The following is a 20,131-nucleotide window of genomic DNA, read 5'->3' on the forward strand; positions in this document are numbered from 1 at the left end:
TCCGCAAAGGAAGCACCCCCACCCGCCCCACGGGGTCCCTAGGGGCGAGCTCCGGGGCAATGTCAGGGATGCAAGCCCCTCCACGAGAGGGAGCCAGCACGTACCGTTGACGCATGACGAGCATCGGTGGTGCCGAGATGGTCGACTGGAATCTCGCGGTGGCGACCGCGACCCGACTCGTGAGGCCGGGCCCAGAGGTGAGCCGTGACGAGGCGCGAGCAGTCGTCGCGGAGCTCCGCAGGCACGCCAAGTCCTCGGAGGAGCACGTCCGTTCCTTCACGAGGATGGGCACGGAGGACACCCACGACACCCCGGTCCTGGTGGTGGACCGAGCCGGTTGGGTCAGGGCGAACGTCGCGGGCTTCCGGGAGATCCTCAAGCCCCTCCTCGACAAGATGCAGGACCGCCGCACCGGCCCCGGCGGCACCGTCCTCGGCGCGGTCGGCGGCAAGGTGACGGGCGTGGAGCTCGGCATGCTCCTGTCGTTCCTCGCCTCCCGGGTCCTCGGGCAGTACGAGACGTTCGCCCCCGCCACCCGCGACCTCCCCGCGGGAGCCAACGGCGGCGGCAGGCTCCTCCTGGTCGCGCCGAACATCGTGCACGTCGAGCGCGAGCTGGACGTCGACCCCCACGACTTCCGCCTCTGGGTCTGCCTCCACGAGGAGACGCACCGCACGCAGTTCACCGCCGTGCCCTGGCTGCGCGACCACCTGGAGGCCGAGATCCAGTCGTTCCTCGGCGAGACCGAGGTCGATCCGATGACGGTCCTGGAGCGCGTCAGGGAGGCCGCCCAGTCGCTCTCGGGCGGCCGCGCCGAGGCGGAGGGCGAGGCCGAGGAGAGCCGCTCCCTCGTCGAGCTCGTGCAGACCCCCGCCCAGCGCGAGATCCTCGCCCGTCTGACGGCCGTGATGTCCCTGCTGGAGGGCCACGCGGACTTCGTGATGGACGGCGTGGGCCCGGACGTGGTGCCGTCCGTCGGCGAGATCCGCGAGAAGTTCCAGCAGCGGCGGGCGCGCGGCGCGAGCCGCCTCGACCAGGCCCTGCGCAAGCTCCTCGGGCTCGACGCGAAATTGCGCCAATATCGCGACGGCGAGCGCTTCGTGCGCGCGGTCGTGGACGAGGTCGGCATGGACGGCTTCAACCGCGTGTGGACGTCGCCGAACACACTTCCCACGAAGGCGGAGATCGCCAAACCGGCGGACTGGGTCGCGCGGGTGCACCGTAAGGGAGACTGAGGGACCGGATGCGGCCGATGGCAGGAGAACGCCCCCGCAATCACCCGTCCGAGGGACCGTAGGCGATGGGTAGGCGTGCAATGCTCGGGGAACGGCTCGGCTCTGTCACCATCGACACACTCTGAGTGACCGAACGCGAGGGAAGCAAGGCCCCCTGAGGGGCCGGACAACCCGAGTGGGTCCTGAGTGACTGGTCCGAGCTCACCCCCCGAACTTCACGAAGGGAACCGGACATGGGTCCCCATCCTGCGGTCGCGGCGATACGCCTGGCGGTCCGCCGCGTACTCCACGACGTACTGACCGACGTACAGCGCAGCTCCGAGAACGACCCCCCACACCCCCCGCACGAGCAGGCATCGTCGCCGCTCGTGCTCGTCGCGTGCTCCGGCGGTGCCGACTCCATGGCGCTCGCCTCCGCGCTCGCCTTCGAAGCCCCCAAGCTCGGCATGCGTGCGGGCGGCATCACCGTCGACCACGGCCTGCAGCCCGGGTCCGACCTGCGTGCCGCCGAGGTTCTCGTGCGGCTCACCGCGCTCGGCCTGGCCCCGGTCGAGTCCGTGGCCGTGGACGTGGGCCGCGACGGAGGCCCCGAGGCCGCCGCCCGCGACGCTCGCTACGGCGCCCTGGATGCCGCCGCCGAACGGCATTCAGCAGCCGCTGTCCTGCTCGGCCACACCCGCGACGACCAGGCCGAGACCGTCCTGCTGGGCCTCGCCCGCGGCTCCGGTATCCGCTCGTTGTCCGGAATGGCGGCGACCTCGGGGGTCGCCGGCCGGTACCGCCGCCCCTTCCTGCACCTCGACCGGCAGACCGCCCGCAAGGCCTGCATGGTCCAGTCGCTGCCCGTCTGGGACGACCCGCACAACGCCGACCCGGCGTACACCCGCTCCCGCCTGCGCCACGAGGGCCTCCCCGCCCTGGAGAAGGCGCTCGGCAAGGGCGTCGTCGAGGCACTCGCCCGCACGGCCCAACTCTCCCGGGACGACGCCGACGCCCTCGACGCCTGGGCCGCCCAGGCCGAGACGGCCGTGCGCGACGCCACCGGCCTCCTGGAGTGCGCGAAGCTCTACGCACTGCCCCCCGCGGTGCGCCGCCGCATCGTGCGCCGGGCCGCCATCGACGCCGGGGCCCCCGCCGGTTCGCTGTTCGCCCGGCACATCGAAGAGGTCGACCGCCTGATCACCGGCTGGCGCGGCCAAGGAGCCATCAACCTCCCGGGCAAAGTCGTGGCTCAGCGCCAGGGTGGCAGACTGGTGATCCGGCAAGGCTGACGAGAGGCCCGTGTGACTGACGGGCCCGGTCGGCCGGTGGGACGACCGAAAGTGATGCGGGTGGACGCGAAAGACATGGGCACCGACCTCAAGTCGGTGCTCATCACCAAGGAAGAGATCGACGCGAAGCTGGCCGAGCTGGCAGCGAAGGTCGACGCGGAGTACGCGGGCAAGGACCTGCTCATCGTCGGTGTCCTCAAGGGCGCCGTGATGGTCATGGCGGACCTGGCGCGTGCGCTGTCCACCCCCGTCACGATGGACTGGATGGCCGTGTCGTCGTACGGCGCGGGGACCCAGTCCTCCGGCGTCGTGCGGATCCTCAAGGACCTGGACACCGACATCAAGGGCAAGCACGTCCTGATCGTCGAGGACATCATCGACTCCGGTCTGACGCTGTCCTGGCTGCTGTCCAACCTCGGCTCGCGCGAGCCCGCCTCCCTGGAGGTGTGCACGCTGCTGCGCAAGCCGGAGGCGGCCAAGGTCGCGATCGACGTGAAGTGGATCGGCTTCGACATCCCGAACGAGTTCGTCGTGGGGTACGGCCTCGACTTCGCCGAGAAGTACCGCAACCTCCCGTTCGTCGGAACGCTCGCTCCGCACGTCTACGGCGGCTGACGTCTCGTAGCGCCGCATACGCACCGCGTATGACGCAGGGGAACCCTCACCCGTTTCCCGACGTTGGAGCATGCGAAGGCCGGATTGCCAGCAGTCCCGGGCAGCTTCGGGTCACAATGCTGGGGTACCGTCCGAAGAACAGTCTTTATCAAACTCACTATGGCAGGAGGGACGGGGCGTCATCGCTCCGTATGGATGGACGTGAAGCGATACTTCCGTGGGCCAGTCATGTGGATCGTGCTGGCCGTCCTTGCCGTGGTCGTGTTGATGCAGGTCGTCGGCTCGTCCGGTGGCTACAAGACGGTGGACACCGGCCAGGTCGTCCAGGCGATCAACGACAACAAGGTCGAGTCCGCCAAGCTCACCACCGGTGACGAGCAGATCATCAAGGTCGAGCTCAAGGACGGCCAGAAGGTCAAGGACAGCAGCAAGATCCAGGCGAGCTACATCGGCGACCAGGGCGTCGACCTCGCCAAGACCCTGCAGTCCAAGTACCAGACCAAGGACATCCCGGACGGTTATACCGTCTCGCCGTCGAAGCAGAACCCGTTCGTGGGCATCCTGCTCTCCCTGCTCCCCTTCGTCCTCATCGTCGTCGTCTTCCTGTTCCTGATGAACCAGATGCAGGGCGGCGGCTCCCGGGTCATGAACTTCGGGAAGTCCAAGGCGAAGCTCATCACCAAGGACACCCCGAAGACGACCTTCGCCGACGTGGCGGGGTCCGACGAGGCGGTCGAGGAGCTCCACGAGATCAAGGAGTTCCTCCAGGAGCCGGCGAAGTTCCAGGCCGTCGGCGCCAAGATCCCCAAGGGCGTGCTCCTCTACGGCCCGCCCGGTACGGGCAAGACGCTGCTCGCGCGTGCCGTCGCCGGTGAGGCCGGAGTTCCGTTCTACTCGATCTCCGGTTCCGACTTCGTCGAGATGTTCGTCGGCGTCGGTGCCTCCCGTGTGCGCGACCTCTTCGAGCAGGCCAAGGCGAACGCCCCGGCGATCGTCTTCGTCGACGAGATCGACGCGGTCGGCCGTCACCGCGGCGCCGGTCTCGGCGGTGGCCACGACGAGCGCGAGCAGACGCTGAACCAGCTGCTCGTCGAGATGGACGGCTTCGACGTGAAGGGCGGCGTCATCCTGATCGCCGCCACGAACCGGCCCGACATCCTCGACCCGGCGCTGCTGCGCCCCGGCCGCTTCGACCGGCAGATCGCCGTCGACCGCCCGGACATGCAGGGCCGTCTGGAGATCCTCAAGGTTCACCAGAAGGGCAAGCCGGTCGCTCCGGACGTCGACCTCTCCGCGGTCGCCCGTCGCACGCCGGGCTTCACCGGCGCGGACCTGAGCAACGTCCTCAACGAGGCCGCGCTGCTCACCGCCCGCAGCGACAAGAAGCTGATCGACAACAGCATGCTCGACGAGGCGATCGACCGCGTCGTGGCGGGCCCGCAGAAGCGGACCCGGATCATGTCCGACAAGGAAAAGAAGATCACCGCGTATCACGAGGGCGGACACGCCCTGGTCGCGGCGGCCTCGCCGAACTCGGACCCGGTCCACAAGATCACGATTCTGTCCCGCGGCCGGGCCCTGGGTTACACCATGGTCCTGCCCGAAGAGGACAAGTACTCGACCACGCGCAACGAAATGCTCGACCAGCTGGCGTACATGCTGGGCGGCCGCGCGGCCGAGGAGCTCGTCTTCCACGACCCGACGACGGGCGCGGCGAACGACATCGAGAAGGCCACGGGCACGGCCCGCGCGATGGTCACGCAGTACGGCATGACCGAGCGGCTCGGCGCGATCAAGTTCGGTGGCGACAACACCGAGCCCTTCCTCGGCCGCGAGATGGGCCACCAGCGCGACTACTCGGAAGAGGTCGCCGCGCTGGTCGACGAAGAGGTCAAGAAGCTCATCGAGACCGCGCACAACGAAGCGTGGGAGATCCTCGTCGAGAACCGCGACGTCCTCGACAACCTGGTCCTCCAGCTGCTGGAGAAGGAGACCCTCGGCAAGGAGCAGATCGCCGAGATCTTCGCGACGATCGTGAAGCGCCCGGCCCGCCCGGCGTGGACCGGTTCCTCGCGGCGCACGCCGTCGACCCGCCCGCCGGTGCTCTCCCCCAAGGAGCTGTCGCTGACGAACGGTGCGAACGGCGCGACCCCCGCGGTGACGTCGGGCAGCACGGAGCAGCCCATCGAGGTGGCCCCGGAGGACCGCCCCGAGAGCTGATCCCGCGCGCCTCAACAGGCCCGGAATGGAAGCCGCGCCCCCCTGGTTCTAGCCTGGGGGGCGCGGCTTATTTCGTACGCCCGCGTGAGACGCACAGGAACGAGGCACAACATGACCGACCCGGTGACGCTGGACGGCGACGGCTTGATCGGCGAGTTCGACGAGAAGCGGGCCGAGAATGCCGTGCGCGAGCTGTTGATCGCCGTGGGGGAGGACCCCGACCGCGAGGGTCTCCTGGAGACCCCGGCGCGCGTGGCGCGGGCGTACCGGGAGATATTCGCCGGCCTGTGGCAGAAGCCCGAGGACGTCCTGACGACGACGTTCGACCTGGGGCACGACGAGATGGTCCTGGTGAAGGACATCGAGGTGATGAGCTCCTGCGAGCACCACCTGGTGCCGTTCGTGGGCGTCGCGCACGTCGGGTACATCCCGTCCACCGACGGCAAGATCACCGGTTTGTCGAAGCTCGCCCGCCTCGTCGACGTGTTCGCGCGCCGTCCGCAGGTGCAGGAGCGGCTGACCACGCAGATCGCCGACTCCCTGATGGAGATCCTGGAGCCGCGCGGGGTCATCGTGGTCGTGGAGTGCGAGCACATGTGCATGACGATGCGCGGGGTGCGCAAGCCCGGCGCGAAGACGATCACTTCCGCGGTGCGCGGCCAGCTGCGCGACCCCGCGACGCGCAACGAGGCGATGAGCCTGATCATGGCGCGCTGATCCGAGCCGGTATCCGAGCGGACCGGATTCTACTGTTCCGCTCAACTCGCCTTCTGTGAGCGGGTGTTGTGGCTCAAAGTGGTGGACGGTCGGCGTGATGGCCGAAAGACTGCGTGTGTGACGAATACGCATACGCAGCACCTGCCCACCCGAAAGCTCGGCGGCCTCGAGGTCTCGGCCCTGGGCTACGGCGCCATGGTGCTCTCCCCGGGGGTCTACGGCGAGGTCGACGACGAGCGCGGTGAGCGGGCACTCCTAGCGGCGGTCGACGCGGGCGCCACGATCATCGACACCTCCGACGGGTACGGGGCCGACGGCCACAACGAACGCTTGATCGGCAAGGCCCTGCGGGGCCGCCGCGAGCAGGTCGCGATAGCCACCAAGTTCGGCTTCCGGCTCCCGGAGGGCGTGGAGCCGCACCCCTTCCCCATCGGGTACGCCTTCGGGGAGCTGGCGGTCAACGGCGACCCCAAGCACGTGCGCGGCTATGCCGAGGCGAGCCTGCGGAGCCTGGAGACGGACTACATCGACCTGTACTACCCGCACTTCCCCGACCCGCAGATCCCCCTGGAGGAGACCGTCGGGGCGGTCGCCGAGCTGGTCCGGGACGGGCTCGTGCGGCACCTGGGGCTCTCGAACGTGACGGCCGACCAGCTGCGGGCCGCGCACGCCGTGCACCCCGTGTCGGCGGTGCAGATCGAGTGGTCGATGTGGCGGCCCGCCGAGCCGGAGATGCTGGCGGCGGCGCGCGAGCTGGGCGTCGGGCTCGTGCCCTGGTCGCCGCTGGGTGCCGGATTCCTGACCGGCACGGTCGGCCAGGTGGCGGACGGCGACTTCCGGCAGAACGCGCCGCGCTTCGATGCGGCGAATCTGAAGGCCAACAACGACCGCTTCGCGCCCGTGCGGGGCATCGCGGAGGAGCTGGGCATCACCCCGGCGCAGCTGGCGCTCGCCTGGCTGCTCCACCAGGACCCGAACGTGGTGCCGATCCCCGGCAGCCGTACGCCGAAGCACATCGAGGAGAACCTCGCGGCGGCGCACGTGCGGCTGGACGCGGACGTCCTCGGGCGGCTGGAGCGGATCCTGGGGGAGACGGAGGTCGAGGGCGGCACGCTGCTGTAGGGGCCGCCGGGGCCCGTCAGGGGCCCACCAGGCGGCTCGTGGCGGGCCGGCCGACCCGCGGGGGAGCGGGGAAGCCGGCCGGGCCCTAGGCCGCCGCGGTCGTCTCGCCGTTCTCGTCGTCGTCCTCGGGGAGCTTGCAGACCCGCTCCATGAAGAAGGCGGCGGCTATCACCGCGATGCTCATCAGGACCGACAGTCCGGCATACACCGCCTGGTCGCGGCGGGGCGGGATGTCGAGGAACTCCAGCAGGAACACGCCCGTCCCGCCGTACACCCCCGCGACGAGCGCCGCGACCAGGGCGCTGGACTGGCCGAAGACGACGGCGCGGGCGGCCATCATCGGCTCGACGCCCTTGGCGCCGGGACGCCGCTCGCGCTGGGCCCGCAGGCGCGAGCGCAGGGAGAGCGCCGTCGCGAGGAGGGTGACGGCGATGACCGCGAGCACGATGGGCGCGGCCAGCGGAACGCGCGGCAGTGAGCCGACGGAGTCCCAGAGGCGGGCGCCCGACCAGGACAGCACTCCGGCCATGAGGAAGAGGCCGACCAGCGTCCTGATGCGCAGTTCCTTCACGGGTGACCCTTCATCGGCTTGCTTACCTCGACCGCCTTTTCCAACGACTACTCCGGCAGCCGGAGTTCCAGGTCGGCGCGGGGAGCCACGCCGTCCCGGGTGATCGCGTCCAGCAGCTCCGCCACCGGGCCCCGGCCGGTCAGCTGGGCCTCCGGCTCCACGTCGTGCCAGGGGGCGAGGACGAAGGCGCGCTCGTGGGCGCGCGGATGGGGCAGCGTGAGCGTCGGGTCGTCGGAGACCACGTCCGCGTACGCCACGATGTCCACGTCGATGGTGCGCGGGCCCCAGCGCTCGTCCCGCACGCGGTGGAAGGCCTCCTCGACCGCCTGCGCGCGCTCCAGGAGGGAGGCGGGCGGCAGGGTCGTCTTCACCACGACGACCGCGTTGAAGTACGACGGCTGGGTGCCGGGGTCGACACCCCACGGCTCGGTCTCATACACCGGAGAGACCGCCTTGACCCGCAGGCCGGGGGTGTCCTCCAGGGCGTCGACGGCGCCCTGCAGCGTCTCCAGGCGGTTGCCGAGATTGCTGCCGAGGGAGATCACGGCGCGTTTGGGGTTGGACAGGGTCGTGTCCGCGGCGTCCACTTGTTCGACCACGGAGGTGGGCACCGGCTGGACGGTGGGGTCGCTCTGACCCGCTTTGAAGGGCGCAGTCATACTCGGCTCCGGGTGATGGTGACGGTCACGTCGTCGAAGGGGACGGTGATCGGGGCGTCCGGCTTGTGCACGCAGACCTCGACCTCCAGAACTCCGTCGTGCTTCAGACACGCCTGGGCGATGCGCTCCGCGAGCGTCTCGATGAGGTCGACGGGCTCGCCCTCGACGACGGCCACGACCTCCTCGGCCACGATTCCGTAGTGCACGGTCTTCGCCAGGTCGTCGTCGGCCGCGGCCGCTCGCGTGTCCAGACCAAGCACCAGGTCCACGATGAAGGTCTGGCCCTCTTCGCGCTCCCGCGGATAGACACCGTGGTGCCCGCGGGCCTTGAGGCCGCGCAGCGCGACACGATCCACGCGAATCACTCCTGCAATCGTCGGTATCGGCAGGCCTGTACCGAGTGCGGTCGGCACACCAGCCTTGATCGAATCTACCTGCGAGCACTGACAGCACTCGCCCGCGGGGCCCGTCGGGACCCCACGGCACACACTGGTCGAAGCGCGTCTACCCACTCAGGTGGGTGTCTCCTCGCCCTCTTCGTCATCGGTTTCCGCGAGAACGGGTGACGCGTGATGCGACCACAGCTTCCAGCCGTCGGGTGTGCGGCGAAACACATTGGTGGCGACCACGAGCTGGCCCACGAGCGGGCCGAGCTCACCGCCGCCCTCCGGGGGCGGGCCGCCGCTGAGGATGTTCTCGGTGCACGTGACCAGGGCGGTGTCGCCGGCCACCCCGACCTTCAGGTCGGTGAGGAAGAACTGGATGTACTCGGTGTTCGCCATGATCAGCGCGTACGACCTGAGGACCTCGCCGCGGCCCGTGAGGACCGGCCAGCCGGGGTGGACGCAGGAGACGGCGTCACCGGCCGTGTCACCGTCCTCCGGGCCCTCGCCGTCCGTGTCGGCGCCCGAGCCGTCGGCGGTGTCCTCGGAGTCCATCCACAGGTCGGAGACCTCGTCGAAGTCGCCGCGCTCCAGTGCTTCGTAGAACGCTGTGTTGGCGAGCTGCACCTGCTCGATGTCGGTCCTGGCCGCGGTCACTGAGGGCCGCCTGCCGCGCCGGTCACGGCACGGGCGACGCGGACCGCGTCGGCGGTGGCCCGCACCTCGTGCACGCGGACCGCCCAGGCGCCCTGGTGGGCGGCGATGGCGGAGACGGCGGCGGTGGCGGCGTCCCGCTCGCGGGCGGGCGGCGGGGCGCCCTCGGGGCCCGCGAGGACACGGCCGAGGAAGCGCTTGCGGGAGGCGGCGACGAGGATCGGGTGGCCGAGCTCGCGCAGCCGGTCCAGCCGGGCCAGGAGCGACAGGTCGTGCTCGGCGTCCTTGGAGAAGCCCAGGCCTGGGTCGACGACGATGCGCTCGGGGGCGATGCCGCCCTCGATGGCGGCCGCTATGCGCGCGTGCAGCTCGGCGACGACTTCGGAGACCACGTCCTCGTACGCCGGTTTGGCGTGGATGTCGGTGAGGAAGCCGCGCCAGTGCATGACCACGAAGGGGGCCTGCGCGGCGGCGACCGCCGGGACCATGCGCGGGTCGGCGAGGCCGCCGCTGACGTCGTTGACTAGGACGGCGCCCGCGGCGAGCGCCTGCTCGGCGACGGTGGCGCGCATCGTGTCCACGGAGACGGTGACGCCCTCCGCGGCCAGGCCCCGCACGACGGGCACGACGCGCCTGAGCTCCTCGGCCTCGTCCACGCGGGGGGCGCCGGGCCGGGTGGACTCGCCGCCGACGTCGACGAGGTCGGCGCCCTGCGCGACCAGGTCGATGCCGTGCTTGACGGCGGCCGTCGTGTCGAACCAGCGGCCGCCGTCGGAGAAGGAGTCCGGCGTCACGTTCACCACGCCCATGACCGCACAGCGGTCCCACTCCGGCAGCCCCTGGACCGATCCCCGCCCGCGCAACGTACTCATACCTCCAGCCTAGGCCCGGAACCGGCGCGATTACGCCGCCTGGACCTCGCGCTCCGCGGCCCGGTGCGGGCAGGGACGGCGCTGGGGCGTGCCCCGGCGCAGGAAGCGGGGCAGGGCGAGCGTGACGAAGCCCTCGGCCTGCATGGCGGCGAAGCCGATGCGGGGGAGGTCCTTGCTGGAGCGGTAGACGACGAAGCGGGGCTCCCAGCGGGGGCGGAACTTCGCGTTGAACTTGTACAGGGATTCGATCTGGAACCAGCGGGACAGAAAGACCAGTAGGCCCCGCCAGGCGCGCAGGACCGGGCCCGCACCGATCTTCTCGCCGCGGGCGAGGGCCGCGCGGAACATCGCGAAGTTGAGGGACACGCGCGCGATGCCGAGCTTCGGGGCGGCCTGGAGGGCGGCCACGATGAGGAGCTCGTTCATGCCGGGGTCGGCCGAGCGGTCGCGGCGCATGAGGTCCAGGGAGACGCCGTCCTTGCCCCACGGGACGAAGTGCAGGACGGCCTTCAGGTCGCCGTAGGCGCCCGGCTCCGCGTCGGCCTTGTGGGCGGTGGCGATCAGACAGTCGCCGTCGTCCGGGTCGCCGATGCGGCCGAGCGCCATGGAGAAGCCGCGCTCGGTGTCGGTGCCGCGCCAGTCGTCGGCGGCGCGCTGGATCCTGGCGAGCTCGTTCTCGCCGAGGTCACGGATGCGCCGTACGCGCGTCTCGTAGCCATTGCGCTCGATCCGCTTGACCATCTGGCGTACGTTGCGCATCGCACGCCCGGACAGGGAGAAATCCGCGACGTCCACCACCGCCTCGTCGCCCAGTTCGAGGGCGTCCAGGCCGGTCTCGCGGGTCCAGACCTCGCCGCCCGTCTCGGAGCAGCCCATGACGGCGGGCGTCCAGGAGTGGGCCTTCGCCTCGTCCATGAAGCGCTCGATCGCGCCGGGCCAGGCCTCGACGTCGCCGATCGGGTCGCCGCTGGCGAGCATCACTCCGGAGACGACGCGGTAGGTGACGGCGGCCTTGCCGCTGGGCGAGAAGACGACGCCCTTGTCGCGGCGGAGCGCGAAGTGGCCGAGGGAGTCGCGGCTGCCGTGCTTGTCGAGCAGCGCGCGCAGCTTCGTCTCGTCGTCCTCGGTGAGGCGCGCGGCGGGGTGCTCGGGGCGGAAGGCCAGGTAGATGGTGGTGAGGGCGGTGAGCATGCCGAGGGCGCCGAGGCTGAAACCGACGGTCCACGACGTGCGTCCGTAGTAGTCGACAGGGCCCTCGAAGCCGAAGAGCCCGTAGAGGACGTGCTCCAGGCGCTCCGTGATGCTCGGGTCCCCGATGACCTTCCCGGGATGGACGCTGACGATCACCAGACCCAGCAGAATCGATCCGGCACCGAGGAGGACGAAGTTGGCCAGCGCCCGCCAGCGACTGCGTGGGTCGGGCAGCGCGGTGAACTCACTCCGATGGCGCAACAGGAGGGCCAGCAGCGCGAGCGAGATCACGACGCCGATGATCGAGTGGCGGTACGCGAACTGCGCCGCGGCACCCGCGGGCAGCAGCACCACGGCGGCCCGCCAGGCCCGCCGCTTGTGGCGCCGCAGGCCGTGCGCGAGCAGGAGCAGCAGGATGCCGGAGCTGAGCGCCAGGGCGGCGGCGAAGGGGCCGAGCGCGCCGGGCAGGACCTCGGCGATGGCGTGCATGCGGCTGTGCCGGAAACGGGGGAAGACGCCTGCCGCGACGTTCAGGAGTCCGACCAGGGCGCAGGCTCTGCCGACCAGGGTCGGCACCACCTCGGGGCGTGGACCGCGCAGCATCTTGTGGAGCCGACCGTCGCGGTGGCGCACCTCACTGTCCGGAACCCCGCCCGACATTTCCCCATCTATCCTGACAGACATCGCATCCCGTAGTTCTGCGAGAGAGCTTTAATCCGGTGCCAAAAGCGCATCCGGCTACATTGCGACCTCTAGGACGGTCCTTCAGGGAGACGGGTTCATTCCCGACCGGAAACCGCTGGAAAAGCTCTGGCAGGGCCCCCGGCAGGCGCCGACACGGCCGTCCCGGGTCCGGTCAAGCCGTGGCACGTGCCCGGCACAGGTAGAAAGCGCAGGCAGAACACCCCATGGGTCTCACGAGCAACAAGGTCCTCGCCCTTGCGGTCTTGCTGGCGGTACTGCTCTTCGTCGGCACGATCTGGCTCTGGCCGCGGCTCGCCCGCCGCAGCTGGAAGGCGATCACCGGCCGCGTCGGGCTGCTCCTCGCCACCCAGGTCGCGGTCTTCGCCTCGGTGGGTCTGTCGGCCAACCAGGCCTTCGGCTTCTACGCCACATGGGCCGACCTCTTCGGCCAGGAGACCGCTCCGGGAGTGGTGGTCGACCACGATCCGGCCAAAGGAACAGGACCCGTCCAGGTCGTCGACACCCAGACCGTGAACGTGCCGGGCGGCGGCCGGCCCGCCACCGGGGGCCAGATCCAGAAGATCGAGGTAGGCGGGAAGGAGTCGAAAATAGCCAGCCCCGCCTACGTCTACCTGCCGCCCGAGTACTTCCAGCCGCAGTACAAGAACCGCAAGTTCCCCGCGGCCGTGGTGCTCACCGGCTACCCGGGCACCGCCGAGGCGCTCATCAAGGGCCTCCACTACCCGCAGACCGCCCACAAGCAGGCCGCCAACGGCACGATGCAGCCGATGATCCTCATCATGATGCGGCCGACCGTGGCGCCGCCGCGCGACACCGAGTGCGTGGACATCCCGGGCGGGCCGCAGACCGAGACGTTCTTCGCCAAGGACCTGCCCGGAGCCGTATCCGACCACTACAGGGTGGGCCGCAAGGCGCAGAACTGGGGCGTCATCGGCGACTCCACCGGTGGGTACTGCGCGCTGAAGCTCGCCATGCACCACCCCGGCACGTACGGCGCGGGAGCGGGCCTTTCCGCGTACTACAAGGCGCCGATCGACGTCACCACCGGCGACCTGTTCCACGGCGACAAGGAGCTGAAGCAGCGCGCCGACCTGGACTGGTACCTCGACCACATGCCGCCGCCCAAGACGTCCCTCCTCGTGACCACCAGCAAGAAGGGCGAGGACAACTACGACGCCACCAAGAAGTTCATCGACAAGGTGAAGGCGCCCACGCGCGTCTCGTCGATCACGCTCGAGAGCGGCGGGCACAACTTCAACACCTGGCGCCGGGAGATCCCCGCGACGCTGAAGTGGATCAGCGGGCGCCTGAGCGACGACTAGGGCCTGTCTGGACGACTAGGGCCCGTCCGGCGGACAGTCCCTGGGGTTCATGCGCCCTCGATCGCGGCCACCGTCTCCAACTCGACCTCCGCGCGCGCGATGTCGCGCGCGTCCGCCGCCGTCGAGCGCCGCAGCGCCTCGTGCAGCCGGGCCGGGGTGAGCACCCCCAGGAACCGGCCCTCGCTGTCCTTGTCGATGACCGCGATCCAGCCCGCGTCGTGCTGCAGCATCGTCGCGAACGCCTGCTTCAGGCTCGCGCCGACCGGCAGCCACGCCTCCATGCGGCGCGCGTGCTCGCGGACCGTGCCGCTCTCCCCGCGCGCGTGCTCCGCCGAGATCCAGCCGTGCAGGTTGTTCTCGCCGTCCAGGACGACGGCCCAGCGGGCGTCGAGCTCCTTGGGCAGCGGGTCGTCGAGGTGCACGACGGGCGGCTGTTCCAGGTCCCCCTCCTCGATCGGCGTCACGGAGAGCCGCTTCAGGCCGCGGTCCGCGCCGACGAAGTCGGCCACGTAGTCGTTCGCGGGCGCCCCGAGGACCGTCGAAGGGGTGTCGAACTGCTCGATGCTGCCCTGGCCGTAGACCGCGATGCGGTCGCCGAGGCGGACCGCCTCCTCGATGTCGTGCGTGACGAAGAGCACGGTCTTGCGCACGGCCTGCTGAAGACGGAGGAACTCGTTCTGCAGGTGCTCGCGGACGACGGGGTCGACCGCGCCGAAGGGCTCGTCCATCAGGAGCACCGGCGGGTCGGCGGCCAGGGCGCGGGCCACGCCGACGCGTTGGCGCTGGCCGCCCGAGAGCTGTTCGGGATAGCGGTCGCCGAAGACGGCGGGGTCGAGGCCGACCAGGTCGAGGAGTTCGGCGGCGCGCTCGCGGGCCTTGCCGCGCTTGACGCCGAGGAGATGCGGGACGGTCGCCGTGTTCTCCAGCACCGTCTTGTGCGGGAAGAGACCGACCTGCTGGATCACATAGCCGATACGGCGCCGCAGTTGAACCGGATCGATTCCGGATATGTCGTCGCCGTCGACGAATATCCGGCCCTCGCTCGGCTCTATGAGCCGGTTCACCATTTTCATCGTCGTCGTCTTGCCGCAGCCCGAGGGGCCGACGAGCGTGACCAGTTCGCCCTCGGCGACCTCGAAGGACAGATCGTCGACGGCCGTGGTGCCGTCCGCGTAGCGCTTGGTGACGTGTTCGAACCGGATCATGGTTCCCCATTGTGGAGGGCGGCGAGGGTCTTTGCGTAAAGGCAGTGTTGCGGCCGTACAACGACTCACTGCGATTGTCAGTGGCTCGCGTTAGGGTCGCCAGACACGGGGGGACGTGTGTACGGCATACGTCCGGGATTTCGGGGGAGGTGGGGCGCGTGGCCGAGCAGAACTGTCTGGTGACGAACGACTGGATCTGCGGGGAATATCTCCGCAGTCGCAGCCAGGAGTTGATCGACGCGACCCTTGAGCACGTCGGGATCACGGTCGTGTCCGTGGCGATCGGAGTCGCCGTGGCCCTGCCGCTCGCGCTGCTCGCACGGCGCGTGCGCTTCCTCGCGGGACCGATCCTCGGCGTGACGACCGTGCTCTACTCGATCCCTTCGCTGGCGATGTTCTCGCTGCTCCTGCCCTTCTTCGGGCTCTCCGTCTCACTGGTCGTCACGGGCCTTGTCCTGTACTCGCTGACGGTCCTCGTGCGGAACATCCTGGCCGGTCTCCAGGCCGTCCCCGAGGAGGCCAGGGACGCCGCCAAGGGCATGGGGTACGGCCCGTTGAGGCTCCTGTGGGAGGTGGAGCTGCCGCTCGCGCTGCCCGCTCTGCTGGCGGGTGTGCGCATCACCACGGTCTCCACGGTCGCGCTGACCACCGTCGGCGCCATCGTGGACTACGGCGGCCTGGGCACGCTCATCCTCGACGGCCTCGACACGACCTTCAAGGCCCAGGTCCTGACGGCCTCGGTGCTCTGCGTGCTCCTCGCGGTCACCGCCGACCTGCTGCTGCTCGGACTCCAGCGGTGGCTGACGCCGTGGACGAGGGCCCATCGCATCCGTCCGAACCGGGCGTCGCGCAAGGCGGCCGTGGCCAAGGTGGCTGAGTCCGCATGAACGCGATCACCGGTGCGTACGACTGGCTGACCACGGGAGCCAACTGGCAGGGCGAGAAGGGCGTGTGGCACCGCCTCGCCGAGCACCTGTACTTCAGCGGGGTCTGCCTCGCCGTCGCCTGCCTGATAGCCCTGCCCGTCGCGCTGTACCTCGGCCACATCGGCAAGGGCGGCGCCCTCGCGGTCAACATCTCGAACGTCGGCCGCGCGGTGCCCACGCTGGCCCTGCTGATCCTGCTCACGCTCACGCCGCTCGGCGAGCACGGTGACGCGCCGACGCTGATCGCGCTGGTCCTCTTCGCCGTGCCGCCGCTGCTGACCAATGCCTATCTGGGGATGCGCGAGGTGGACCGCGCGGTGGTCGAGGCCGCGCGCGGGATGGGGATGAGCGGTGGTCAGCTGTTCGCGCGGGTCGAGCTCCCGCTCGCGTACCCCTTGATCATGACCGGCATACGGTCCGCCGGAGTGCAGGTCGTCGCGACGGCCACGCTCGCCGCGATGGCGGGCGAGGGCGGCCTCGGCCGGATCATCACGGCCGGGTTCAATCTGCAGAACACCCCGCAGGTGGTCGCGGGCGCCGTCCTCGTGGCGCTGCTCGCGCTCCTCGTGGAGGGGGTCCTGGTGGTGGCCGGGCGTCTCTTCGACCCGATGCGGCGGTAGGGCGGCGGGCGGCCCCGATGTGTCTGCGGTCCGGTGGGGTCCGTGTGTGCGGTCCGGCGGGCCGGTCCAGTGAGTTCTGAATTCCTTCCTTTCGAAATGGTGGTTCACCGATGAACAGCACAACGCGTCGCGCGCGACGGATGGCAGGGGCGGCCGCGGTCGTCGTGGCGCTGACCGCGGGTCTCGCCGCGTGCGGCGGGGACAGCCTGGAGGACGACGGCAAGGGGGCGGACAAGGCGGGCGGTGACAAGAAGGGCTCGCTCGTGGTGGGTTCCGCGCGGTTCACCGAACAGAAGGTGCTCGCCGAGCTCTACGTGGGCGTTCTGGAGAAGGCCGGTTATGACGCAGAGGTCAAGACCGTGCAGAACCGCGAGATCTACAAGCCCGAACTGAAGAAGGGCTCCATCGACGTCGCGCCCGAATACGCGGCGACGCTCGCGGAATTCCTCAACCTGGAGAAGAACGGCCCGAAGGCCGAGACCGTCGCCTCCAGCGATCTGGGCGCCACGGTGAGCGCGCTGGAGAAGCTCGCGAAGCCGGAGGGTCTGAAGGTCCTCCCGGCCGGTGAAGCGGTCGACCAGAACGCGTTCGCGGTCTCCAAGGAATACGCGGAGAAGCACAAGCTCAAGACCTTGTCGGATCTCGGCAAGTCGGGTGAGAAGGTCAAGATCGCGGCGGGCGACGAATGCGAGTCCCGTCCGTTCTGCGCGCCGGGTCTGAAGAAGAAGTACGGCATCGACGTCGCCGGAATCGACCCCAAGGGCGTCGGCACCACGCAGTCCAAGCAGGCCGTCAAGAACGGCACGGACCAGTTGGTGCTGACCACCACGACCGACGCGACGCTGAAGAACTACGACCTCGTGATCCTGGAGGACGACAAGAAGCTGCAGAACGCGGACAACATCCTTCCCGTGGTGAACGCGAAGGAGGCCGGCAGCAAGGAGATAGCCGCCGCGCTCGGCAAGCTGACCAAGACGCTCACGACGGACGACCTCATCGAACTCAACCGGAAGGTCGACGAGGAGCGTCAGAAGGAAGCGGATGTCGCGGAGGAGTATCTGAAGTCCAAGGGCCTCATCTGAAGTCGCTCAGGACTGAAGTTGATCAAGAAAAGCGCGGGAAGTTCCGGGGGTGAAGCGGAAGTTGAGCGCTGAAGCAAAGCGGAAGAGGGGTGGGGAGTTGCGTCGAGTTACGGCCGTGCTGCCTGCTTTTTGCCGGGCGGGGCACCAGACTTCGCCTACGCGCGGTAAGTTTCTGGCCATGCCACGTGGACGTCACCGCCATTCCCCACCCCTGCACAGGCTGCTTCCCCCCTCGACGGTCGCAGGCGTTTCGATTCTCAGCGCCGGCGGCGCCTGGATGTTCGCGGAACCGATCGTGCTCCGCGGGCTCGTCGCGGCCGCGGCCGCGGCCGCCGTCGTCGGCTCGGTCGTCATGCGCCGCTGGGACCAGGCGGCCGGCAAGCGCGTCGCCGAGCTCGGCCGGGCCCGCGCGAGCGACGAGTGGCGCTATGAGGAGCGGATAGCCGAGGCCGAGTCCGACCTCGAGGAGTCCCGCGAGCTGCGGGCCAGGATGGAGACGAAGCTCCGCGCCAAGCGCGCCGAGCTCGCCGCCCTGCGCAACGAACACGCCGCCCTCCTGAGGCGGTACGCCACCGCCGAGACGGAGCGGGCCAGCGCCCTCGAAGGGCGGCGACTGCTCGCCATAGAGGCGTCGTCACCGGCGCCCGCCCTGCCCGCGGCCGGGGCGGCGGCTGCTTCCGGTTCCGGCGCCGAGGACCTCGTACCCGCGGTGCGGGCGGGGGCGCCGGTGCCGTCTGCGCGTACGGAGGCTGCTGCTCGTACGGAGTCTGCTCCGCGTGCGGAGGCTCCCGCGCGTACGGAGGGTTCCGCGCGTACGGAGGGTTCCTCTCGTACTGAGGTCTCCGCGGCGCGTTCGAAGGCCTCTGCCAGGCCGGGTGCCGGCCCCACGCCTTCGCTGTTCCTGCGGGCCAACGCGGCGCTCGACCGGATGGCCGCGGCCCAGGCGGCCTCCGCACCACCGGAAGCGGCGCCCGGAGCCGCGCCGGAAGCGGAGGACGAGTCGCGGGGGAAGCCCGGGGCGGCCGATGGATACGCCGGGCACGAGCGCGCGGTCGCCGTCGCGCCGCCCGCGCAGGCACGACGCCAGGCCCCCCAGGGCGGGTTCGACTTCTTCGGCACGAAGGACGTGACGCCGGCCGCGCTGGAGTCCGTGCAGAACGAGGACCTCGCCGACGTGGTGGGCGAGGAGGCCCTCGCGGTCCACAAGGCGGAGACCGAGGGAGAGTTCAAGGACGCTCCCGAGGGCGACGCGGCGCGGGGCGTCGGCCAGGTCATCGACCTGACGGCCCACGACGAGACGGAACAGATCGACGTGGCGGAGCTGCGGACGGCTCTTCGGGCCTGAGGAACGCACCGCTGAGGTCGGGCGGTGCTCTTGGCGCCCCTGAGCGCGGGGCGCCCCCCGGAACCGTTCAGGACATCCAGCGGTCCGGGAGGGCCTCCCGGCGGCCCGTCCGGGAGCGGTCCGCCTGGGAGCCGAGGAGCGCTGCCGCCTCCGTGGCGGGGCGCAGGCGGGCCGTCACCGTCTTGTTGGCGCCGGTGTCCACCCGGACGTCGGCAACGCCCTTGAACCGCTCCCACGGCCCCTGGGAGAGCCGCACGCTCTGCACCTTGGCGTGCGGCACCAGGGACAGGCGCCGCTTGAACAGGCCGTGGCGGGCCGCGAAGACCTCGTCGGTGACCGCGAGGCCGTACCCCTTCCACCAGAACGGCACGCACCACGCCGCACGCGCGGGCGGCCGCACGAGGTCCGCCGCCTCCGGCACCCGCACGCCCGGCAGGACCCGCCCGATGACGTCCCCGGCGAGCTCGCGCGGCGCGACCGGCACCAGCACGCTGTTGGCCGAGCCCGCCACGTCCAGCTCGACCCGCACCCAGCCGCGCCGCCGCCACAGCAGCGGCTGCACCATGTGCACGGTCTGCACCCGGCCCGGCGGCACGGTCTCGTGGGCCTTGTCGAGCAGCCCGTGGTCGATGCGGATGCCGTCGGGGGACTCGCCCACCGTCCAGTCGTACTCCTTGATGAAGCGGCCGCCGCTGCTCGCGAACGCGCCGCCCAGCATGGGGAGGGCGGTCGCGATGACCGTCCACACGTTGTGTGTGGCGAACCAGAGGAAGGCGGGCACCACGGTCGCGGCGAGGAGCATCGCCCAGGGCGCGCCGGTCAGCAGCAAGGAGAAGGCGAGCATGCGCGGCTGGACGTACAGCAGGCCCCGCACGGGCGCCTCGCCGACGCCGCGCGCCTCCTCGGGGGCGAAACCGGCCGCCCGCGCGAGCAGTTCGGCCCGCAGTCCGGCCGCCTCGCGCTCGCCGAGAAAGGCCAGCTCGTCCTTCTTCTCCGCCCCGACGACGTCCAGTTTCAGCTTGGCGACCCCCGCGATGCGGGCGAGCAGCGGCCGCGTCACGTCGACGGCCTGGAGCCGGTCGAGCCGGATGTGGGCGGTGCGCCGGAAGAACAGCCCGGTGCGGATGCGCAATTCGGTGTCGGTGACGGCGAAGTGGGTGAACCACCAGCTCAGGAAGCCGTACAGGGCGCCGCCGATGACCACGGCCGCGCTGCCCAGAAGCAGGGTGGTGGCGGTCAGCCCGGAGAGGCGCTGCTGCGTGCCGTTGGGGTCGTGGACCGCCCAGCCCACCAGGACCGCGAAGGGCGCCCACGCGCGGCGCAGCGGCGTGACGGGGTGCAGGCGCCGCTCGGGCACCGCGTCTGCCGACACCGTGCCGTCCGCCGCCGCGTCATCCGTCACCGGCCGGTCTCCGT

At 70.4% G+C, this 20,131-nt stretch carries 19 protein-coding genes; 11 read left to right on the top strand and 8 right to left on the bottom strand.

The window, feature by feature from the left end; all coding sequences use genetic code 11:
• Nucleotides 1-113: 113 nt before the first annotated feature.
• The 6 genes from AOK03_RS14875 (at nucleotide 114) to AOK03_RS14900 (ending at nucleotide 7,180) form a co-directional block, all read left to right on the top strand.
• Nucleotides 114-1,235, top strand: a complete 1,122-nt coding sequence (locus AOK03_RS14875) for a zinc-dependent metalloprotease (protein WP_055565723.1) — start codon at nucleotides 114-116, stop codon at nucleotides 1,233-1,235.
• Nucleotides 1,236-1,468: 233 nt separating this feature from the next.
• Nucleotides 1,469-2,506: a tRNA lysidine(34) synthetase TilS gene (gene tilS / locus AOK03_RS14880; RefSeq protein ID WP_055565724.1), complete on the top strand. Its 1,038-nt coding sequence runs from the start codon at nucleotides 1,469-1,471 to the stop codon at nucleotides 2,504-2,506.
• A 54-nt stretch (nucleotides 2,507-2,560) separates the two neighbouring features.
• Entirely contained in the window at nucleotides 2,561-3,121 is a 561-nt protein-coding gene (gene hpt, locus AOK03_RS14885; RefSeq protein ID WP_055565725.1) for a hypoxanthine phosphoribosyltransferase, read from the top strand.
• Between the two features lie 195 nt (nucleotides 3,122-3,316).
• Nucleotides 3,317-5,341: an ATP-dependent zinc metalloprotease FtsH gene (ftsH, locus tag AOK03_RS14890; RefSeq protein ID WP_055565726.1), complete on the top strand. Its 2,025-nt coding sequence runs from the start codon at nucleotides 3,317-3,319 to the stop codon at nucleotides 5,339-5,341.
• Nucleotides 5,342-5,452: 111 nt separating this feature from the next.
• Nucleotides 5,453-6,058, top strand: coding sequence for a GTP cyclohydrolase I FolE (folE, locus tag AOK03_RS14895; protein ID WP_055565727.1), 606 nt, complete (start codon nucleotides 5,453-5,455; stop codon nucleotides 6,056-6,058).
• Nucleotides 6,059-6,253: 195 nt separating this feature from the next.
• The gene (locus tag AOK03_RS14900; RefSeq protein WP_107098010.1) at nucleotides 6,254-7,180 is read left to right on the top strand and encodes an aldo/keto reductase; all 927 of its coding nucleotides are present in this window, start codon (nucleotides 6,254-6,256) and stop codon (nucleotides 7,178-7,180) included.
• An 85-nt stretch (nucleotides 7,181-7,265) separates the two neighbouring features.
• On the opposite strand, the gene AOK03_RS14905 is transcribed toward AOK03_RS14900, so the two are convergent.
• From AOK03_RS14905 to AOK03_RS14930, 6 genes are all read right to left on the bottom strand, one after another.
• Nucleotides 7,266-7,751 carry a DUF3180 domain-containing protein gene (locus tag AOK03_RS14905; RefSeq protein ID WP_055565729.1) on the bottom strand — a complete coding sequence of 162 codons (486 nt, stop codon included), beginning with the start codon at nucleotides 7,749-7,751 and terminating at the stop codon, nucleotides 7,266-7,268.
• A gap of 47 nt (nucleotides 7,752-7,798) precedes the next feature.
• Nucleotides 7,799-8,410, bottom strand: a complete 612-nt coding sequence (gene folK / locus AOK03_RS14910) for a 2-amino-4-hydroxy-6-hydroxymethyldihydropteridine diphosphokinase (RefSeq protein ID WP_055565730.1) — start codon at nucleotides 8,408-8,410, stop codon at nucleotides 7,799-7,801.
• On the bottom strand, nucleotides 8,407-8,766 hold the full coding sequence (folB, locus tag AOK03_RS14915) for a dihydroneopterin aldolase (protein ID WP_055565731.1): 360 nt from the start codon (nucleotides 8,764-8,766) through the stop codon (nucleotides 8,407-8,409). Before folB ends, folK begins: the two co-directional genes overlap by 4 nt.
• Nucleotides 8,767-8,922: 156 nt before the next feature.
• Complete coding sequence (locus AOK03_RS14920; RefSeq protein WP_055565732.1) at nucleotides 8,923-9,450, bottom strand: nuclear transport factor 2 family protein; 528 nt, start codon at nucleotides 9,448-9,450, stop codon at nucleotides 8,923-8,925.
• Nucleotides 9,447-10,319, bottom strand: coding sequence for a dihydropteroate synthase (folP, locus tag AOK03_RS14925; RefSeq protein ID WP_079074722.1), 873 nt, complete (start codon nucleotides 10,317-10,319; stop codon nucleotides 9,447-9,449). Before folP ends, AOK03_RS14920 begins: the two co-directional genes overlap by 4 nt.
• 30 nt (nucleotides 10,320-10,349) lie before the next feature.
• On the bottom strand, nucleotides 10,350-12,170 hold the full coding sequence (locus AOK03_RS14930) for a phosphatidylglycerol lysyltransferase domain-containing protein (protein ID WP_055565734.1): 1,821 nt from the start codon (nucleotides 12,168-12,170) through the stop codon (nucleotides 10,350-10,352).
• 248 nt (nucleotides 12,171-12,418) lie between these two features.
• Between AOK03_RS14930 and AOK03_RS14935 the strand changes: the two genes are divergently transcribed.
• Complete coding sequence (locus tag AOK03_RS14935) at nucleotides 12,419-13,537, top strand: alpha/beta hydrolase (protein WP_055565735.1); 1,119 nt, start codon at nucleotides 12,419-12,421, stop codon at nucleotides 13,535-13,537.
• A 47-nt stretch (nucleotides 13,538-13,584) separates the two neighbouring features.
• Here the strand turns inward: AOK03_RS14935 and AOK03_RS14940 are convergent, their stop codons facing one another.
• Nucleotides 13,585-14,742, bottom strand: a complete 1,158-nt coding sequence (locus AOK03_RS14940) for an ABC transporter ATP-binding protein (RefSeq protein ID WP_055565736.1) — start codon at nucleotides 14,740-14,742, stop codon at nucleotides 13,585-13,587.
• Between the two features lie 158 nt (nucleotides 14,743-14,900).
• Here AOK03_RS14940 and AOK03_RS14945 point away from each other — a divergent pair, with 158 nt between their 5' ends.
• The 4 genes from AOK03_RS14945 to AOK03_RS14960 all read left to right on the top strand — a co-directional run bounded on the left by AOK03_RS14945 (nucleotide 14,901) and on the right by AOK03_RS14960 (nucleotide 18,715).
• On the top strand, nucleotides 14,901-15,629 hold the full coding sequence (locus AOK03_RS14945; RefSeq protein ID WP_055565737.1) for an ABC transporter permease: 729 nt from the start codon (nucleotides 14,901-14,903) through the stop codon (nucleotides 15,627-15,629).
• Nucleotides 15,626-16,288 carry an ABC transporter permease gene (locus tag AOK03_RS14950; protein ID WP_055565738.1) on the top strand — a complete coding sequence of 221 codons (663 nt, stop codon included), beginning with the start codon at nucleotides 15,626-15,628 and terminating at the stop codon, nucleotides 16,286-16,288. Before AOK03_RS14945 ends, AOK03_RS14950 begins: the two co-directional genes overlap by 4 nt.
• A 110-nt stretch (nucleotides 16,289-16,398) precedes the next feature.
• Nucleotides 16,399-17,370 (top strand): ABC transporter substrate-binding protein, encoded by a 972-nt coding sequence (locus AOK03_RS14955; protein ID WP_055565739.1) that lies wholly within the window; start codon nucleotides 16,399-16,401, stop codon nucleotides 17,368-17,370.
• Between the two features lie 178 nt (nucleotides 17,371-17,548).
• Nucleotides 17,549-18,715 carry a hypothetical protein gene (locus tag AOK03_RS14960; RefSeq protein WP_079074723.1) on the top strand — a complete coding sequence of 389 codons (1,167 nt, stop codon included), beginning with the start codon at nucleotides 17,549-17,551 and terminating at the stop codon, nucleotides 18,713-18,715.
• 67 nt (nucleotides 18,716-18,782) lie between these two features.
• On the opposite strand, the gene AOK03_RS14965 is transcribed toward AOK03_RS14960, so the two are convergent.
• Nucleotides 18,783-20,117, bottom strand: coding sequence for a PH domain-containing protein (locus AOK03_RS14965; RefSeq protein ID WP_055565753.1), 1,335 nt, complete (start codon nucleotides 20,115-20,117; stop codon nucleotides 18,783-18,785).
• Nucleotides 20,118-20,131 lie beyond the last annotated feature (14 nt).

It is taken from the genome of Streptomyces atriruber, from assembly GCF_001418325.1.
GTDB lineage: Bacteria > Actinomycetota > Actinomycetes > Streptomycetales > Streptomycetaceae > Streptomyces > Streptomyces atriruber.

Excerpts from the sequence above, each read along its gene's own strand:
- folE (WP_055565727.1), top strand. The coding sequence starts at position 5,453 with ATGACCGACCCGGTGACGCTGGACGGCGACGGCTTGATCGGCGAGTTC.
- folP (WP_079074722.1), bottom strand. The coding sequence starts at position 10,319 with ATGAGTACGTTGCGCGGGCGGGGATCGGTCCAGGGGCTGCCGGAGTGG.
- tilS (WP_055565724.1), top strand. The coding sequence starts at position 1,469 with ATGGGTCCCCATCCTGCGGTCGCGGCGATACGCCTGGCGGTCCGCCGC.
- hpt (WP_055565725.1), top strand. The coding sequence starts at position 2,561 with ATGCGGGTGGACGCGAAAGACATGGGCACCGACCTCAAGTCGGTGCTC.
- ftsH (WP_055565726.1), top strand. The coding sequence starts at position 3,317 with ATGGACGTGAAGCGATACTTCCGTGGGCCAGTCATGTGGATCGTGCTG.
- AOK03_RS14875 (WP_055565723.1), top strand. The coding sequence starts at position 114 with ATGACGAGCATCGGTGGTGCCGAGATGGTCGACTGGAATCTCGCGGTG.
- AOK03_RS14900 (WP_107098010.1), top strand. The coding sequence starts at position 6,254 with ATGGTGCTCTCCCCGGGGGTCTACGGCGAGGTCGACGACGAGCGCGGT.
- AOK03_RS14935 (WP_055565735.1), top strand. The coding sequence starts at position 12,419 with ATGGGTCTCACGAGCAACAAGGTCCTCGCCCTTGCGGTCTTGCTGGCG.
- AOK03_RS14960 (WP_079074723.1), top strand. The coding sequence starts at position 17,549 with ATGCCACGTGGACGTCACCGCCATTCCCCACCCCTGCACAGGCTGCTT.
- AOK03_RS14930 (WP_055565734.1), bottom strand. The coding sequence starts at position 12,170 with ATGTCGGGCGGGGTTCCGGACAGTGAGGTGCGCCACCGCGACGGTCGG.
- AOK03_RS14955 (WP_055565739.1), top strand. The coding sequence starts at position 16,399 with ATGAACAGCACAACGCGTCGCGCGCGACGGATGGCAGGGGCGGCCGCG.
- AOK03_RS14940 (WP_055565736.1), bottom strand. The coding sequence starts at position 14,742 with ATGATCCGGTTCGAACACGTCACCAAGCGCTACGCGGACGGCACCACG.
- folK (WP_055565730.1), bottom strand. The coding sequence starts at position 8,410 with ATGACTGCGCCCTTCAAAGCGGGTCAGAGCGACCCCACCGTCCAGCCG.
- AOK03_RS14950 (WP_055565738.1), top strand. The coding sequence starts at position 15,626 with ATGAACGCGATCACCGGTGCGTACGACTGGCTGACCACGGGAGCCAAC.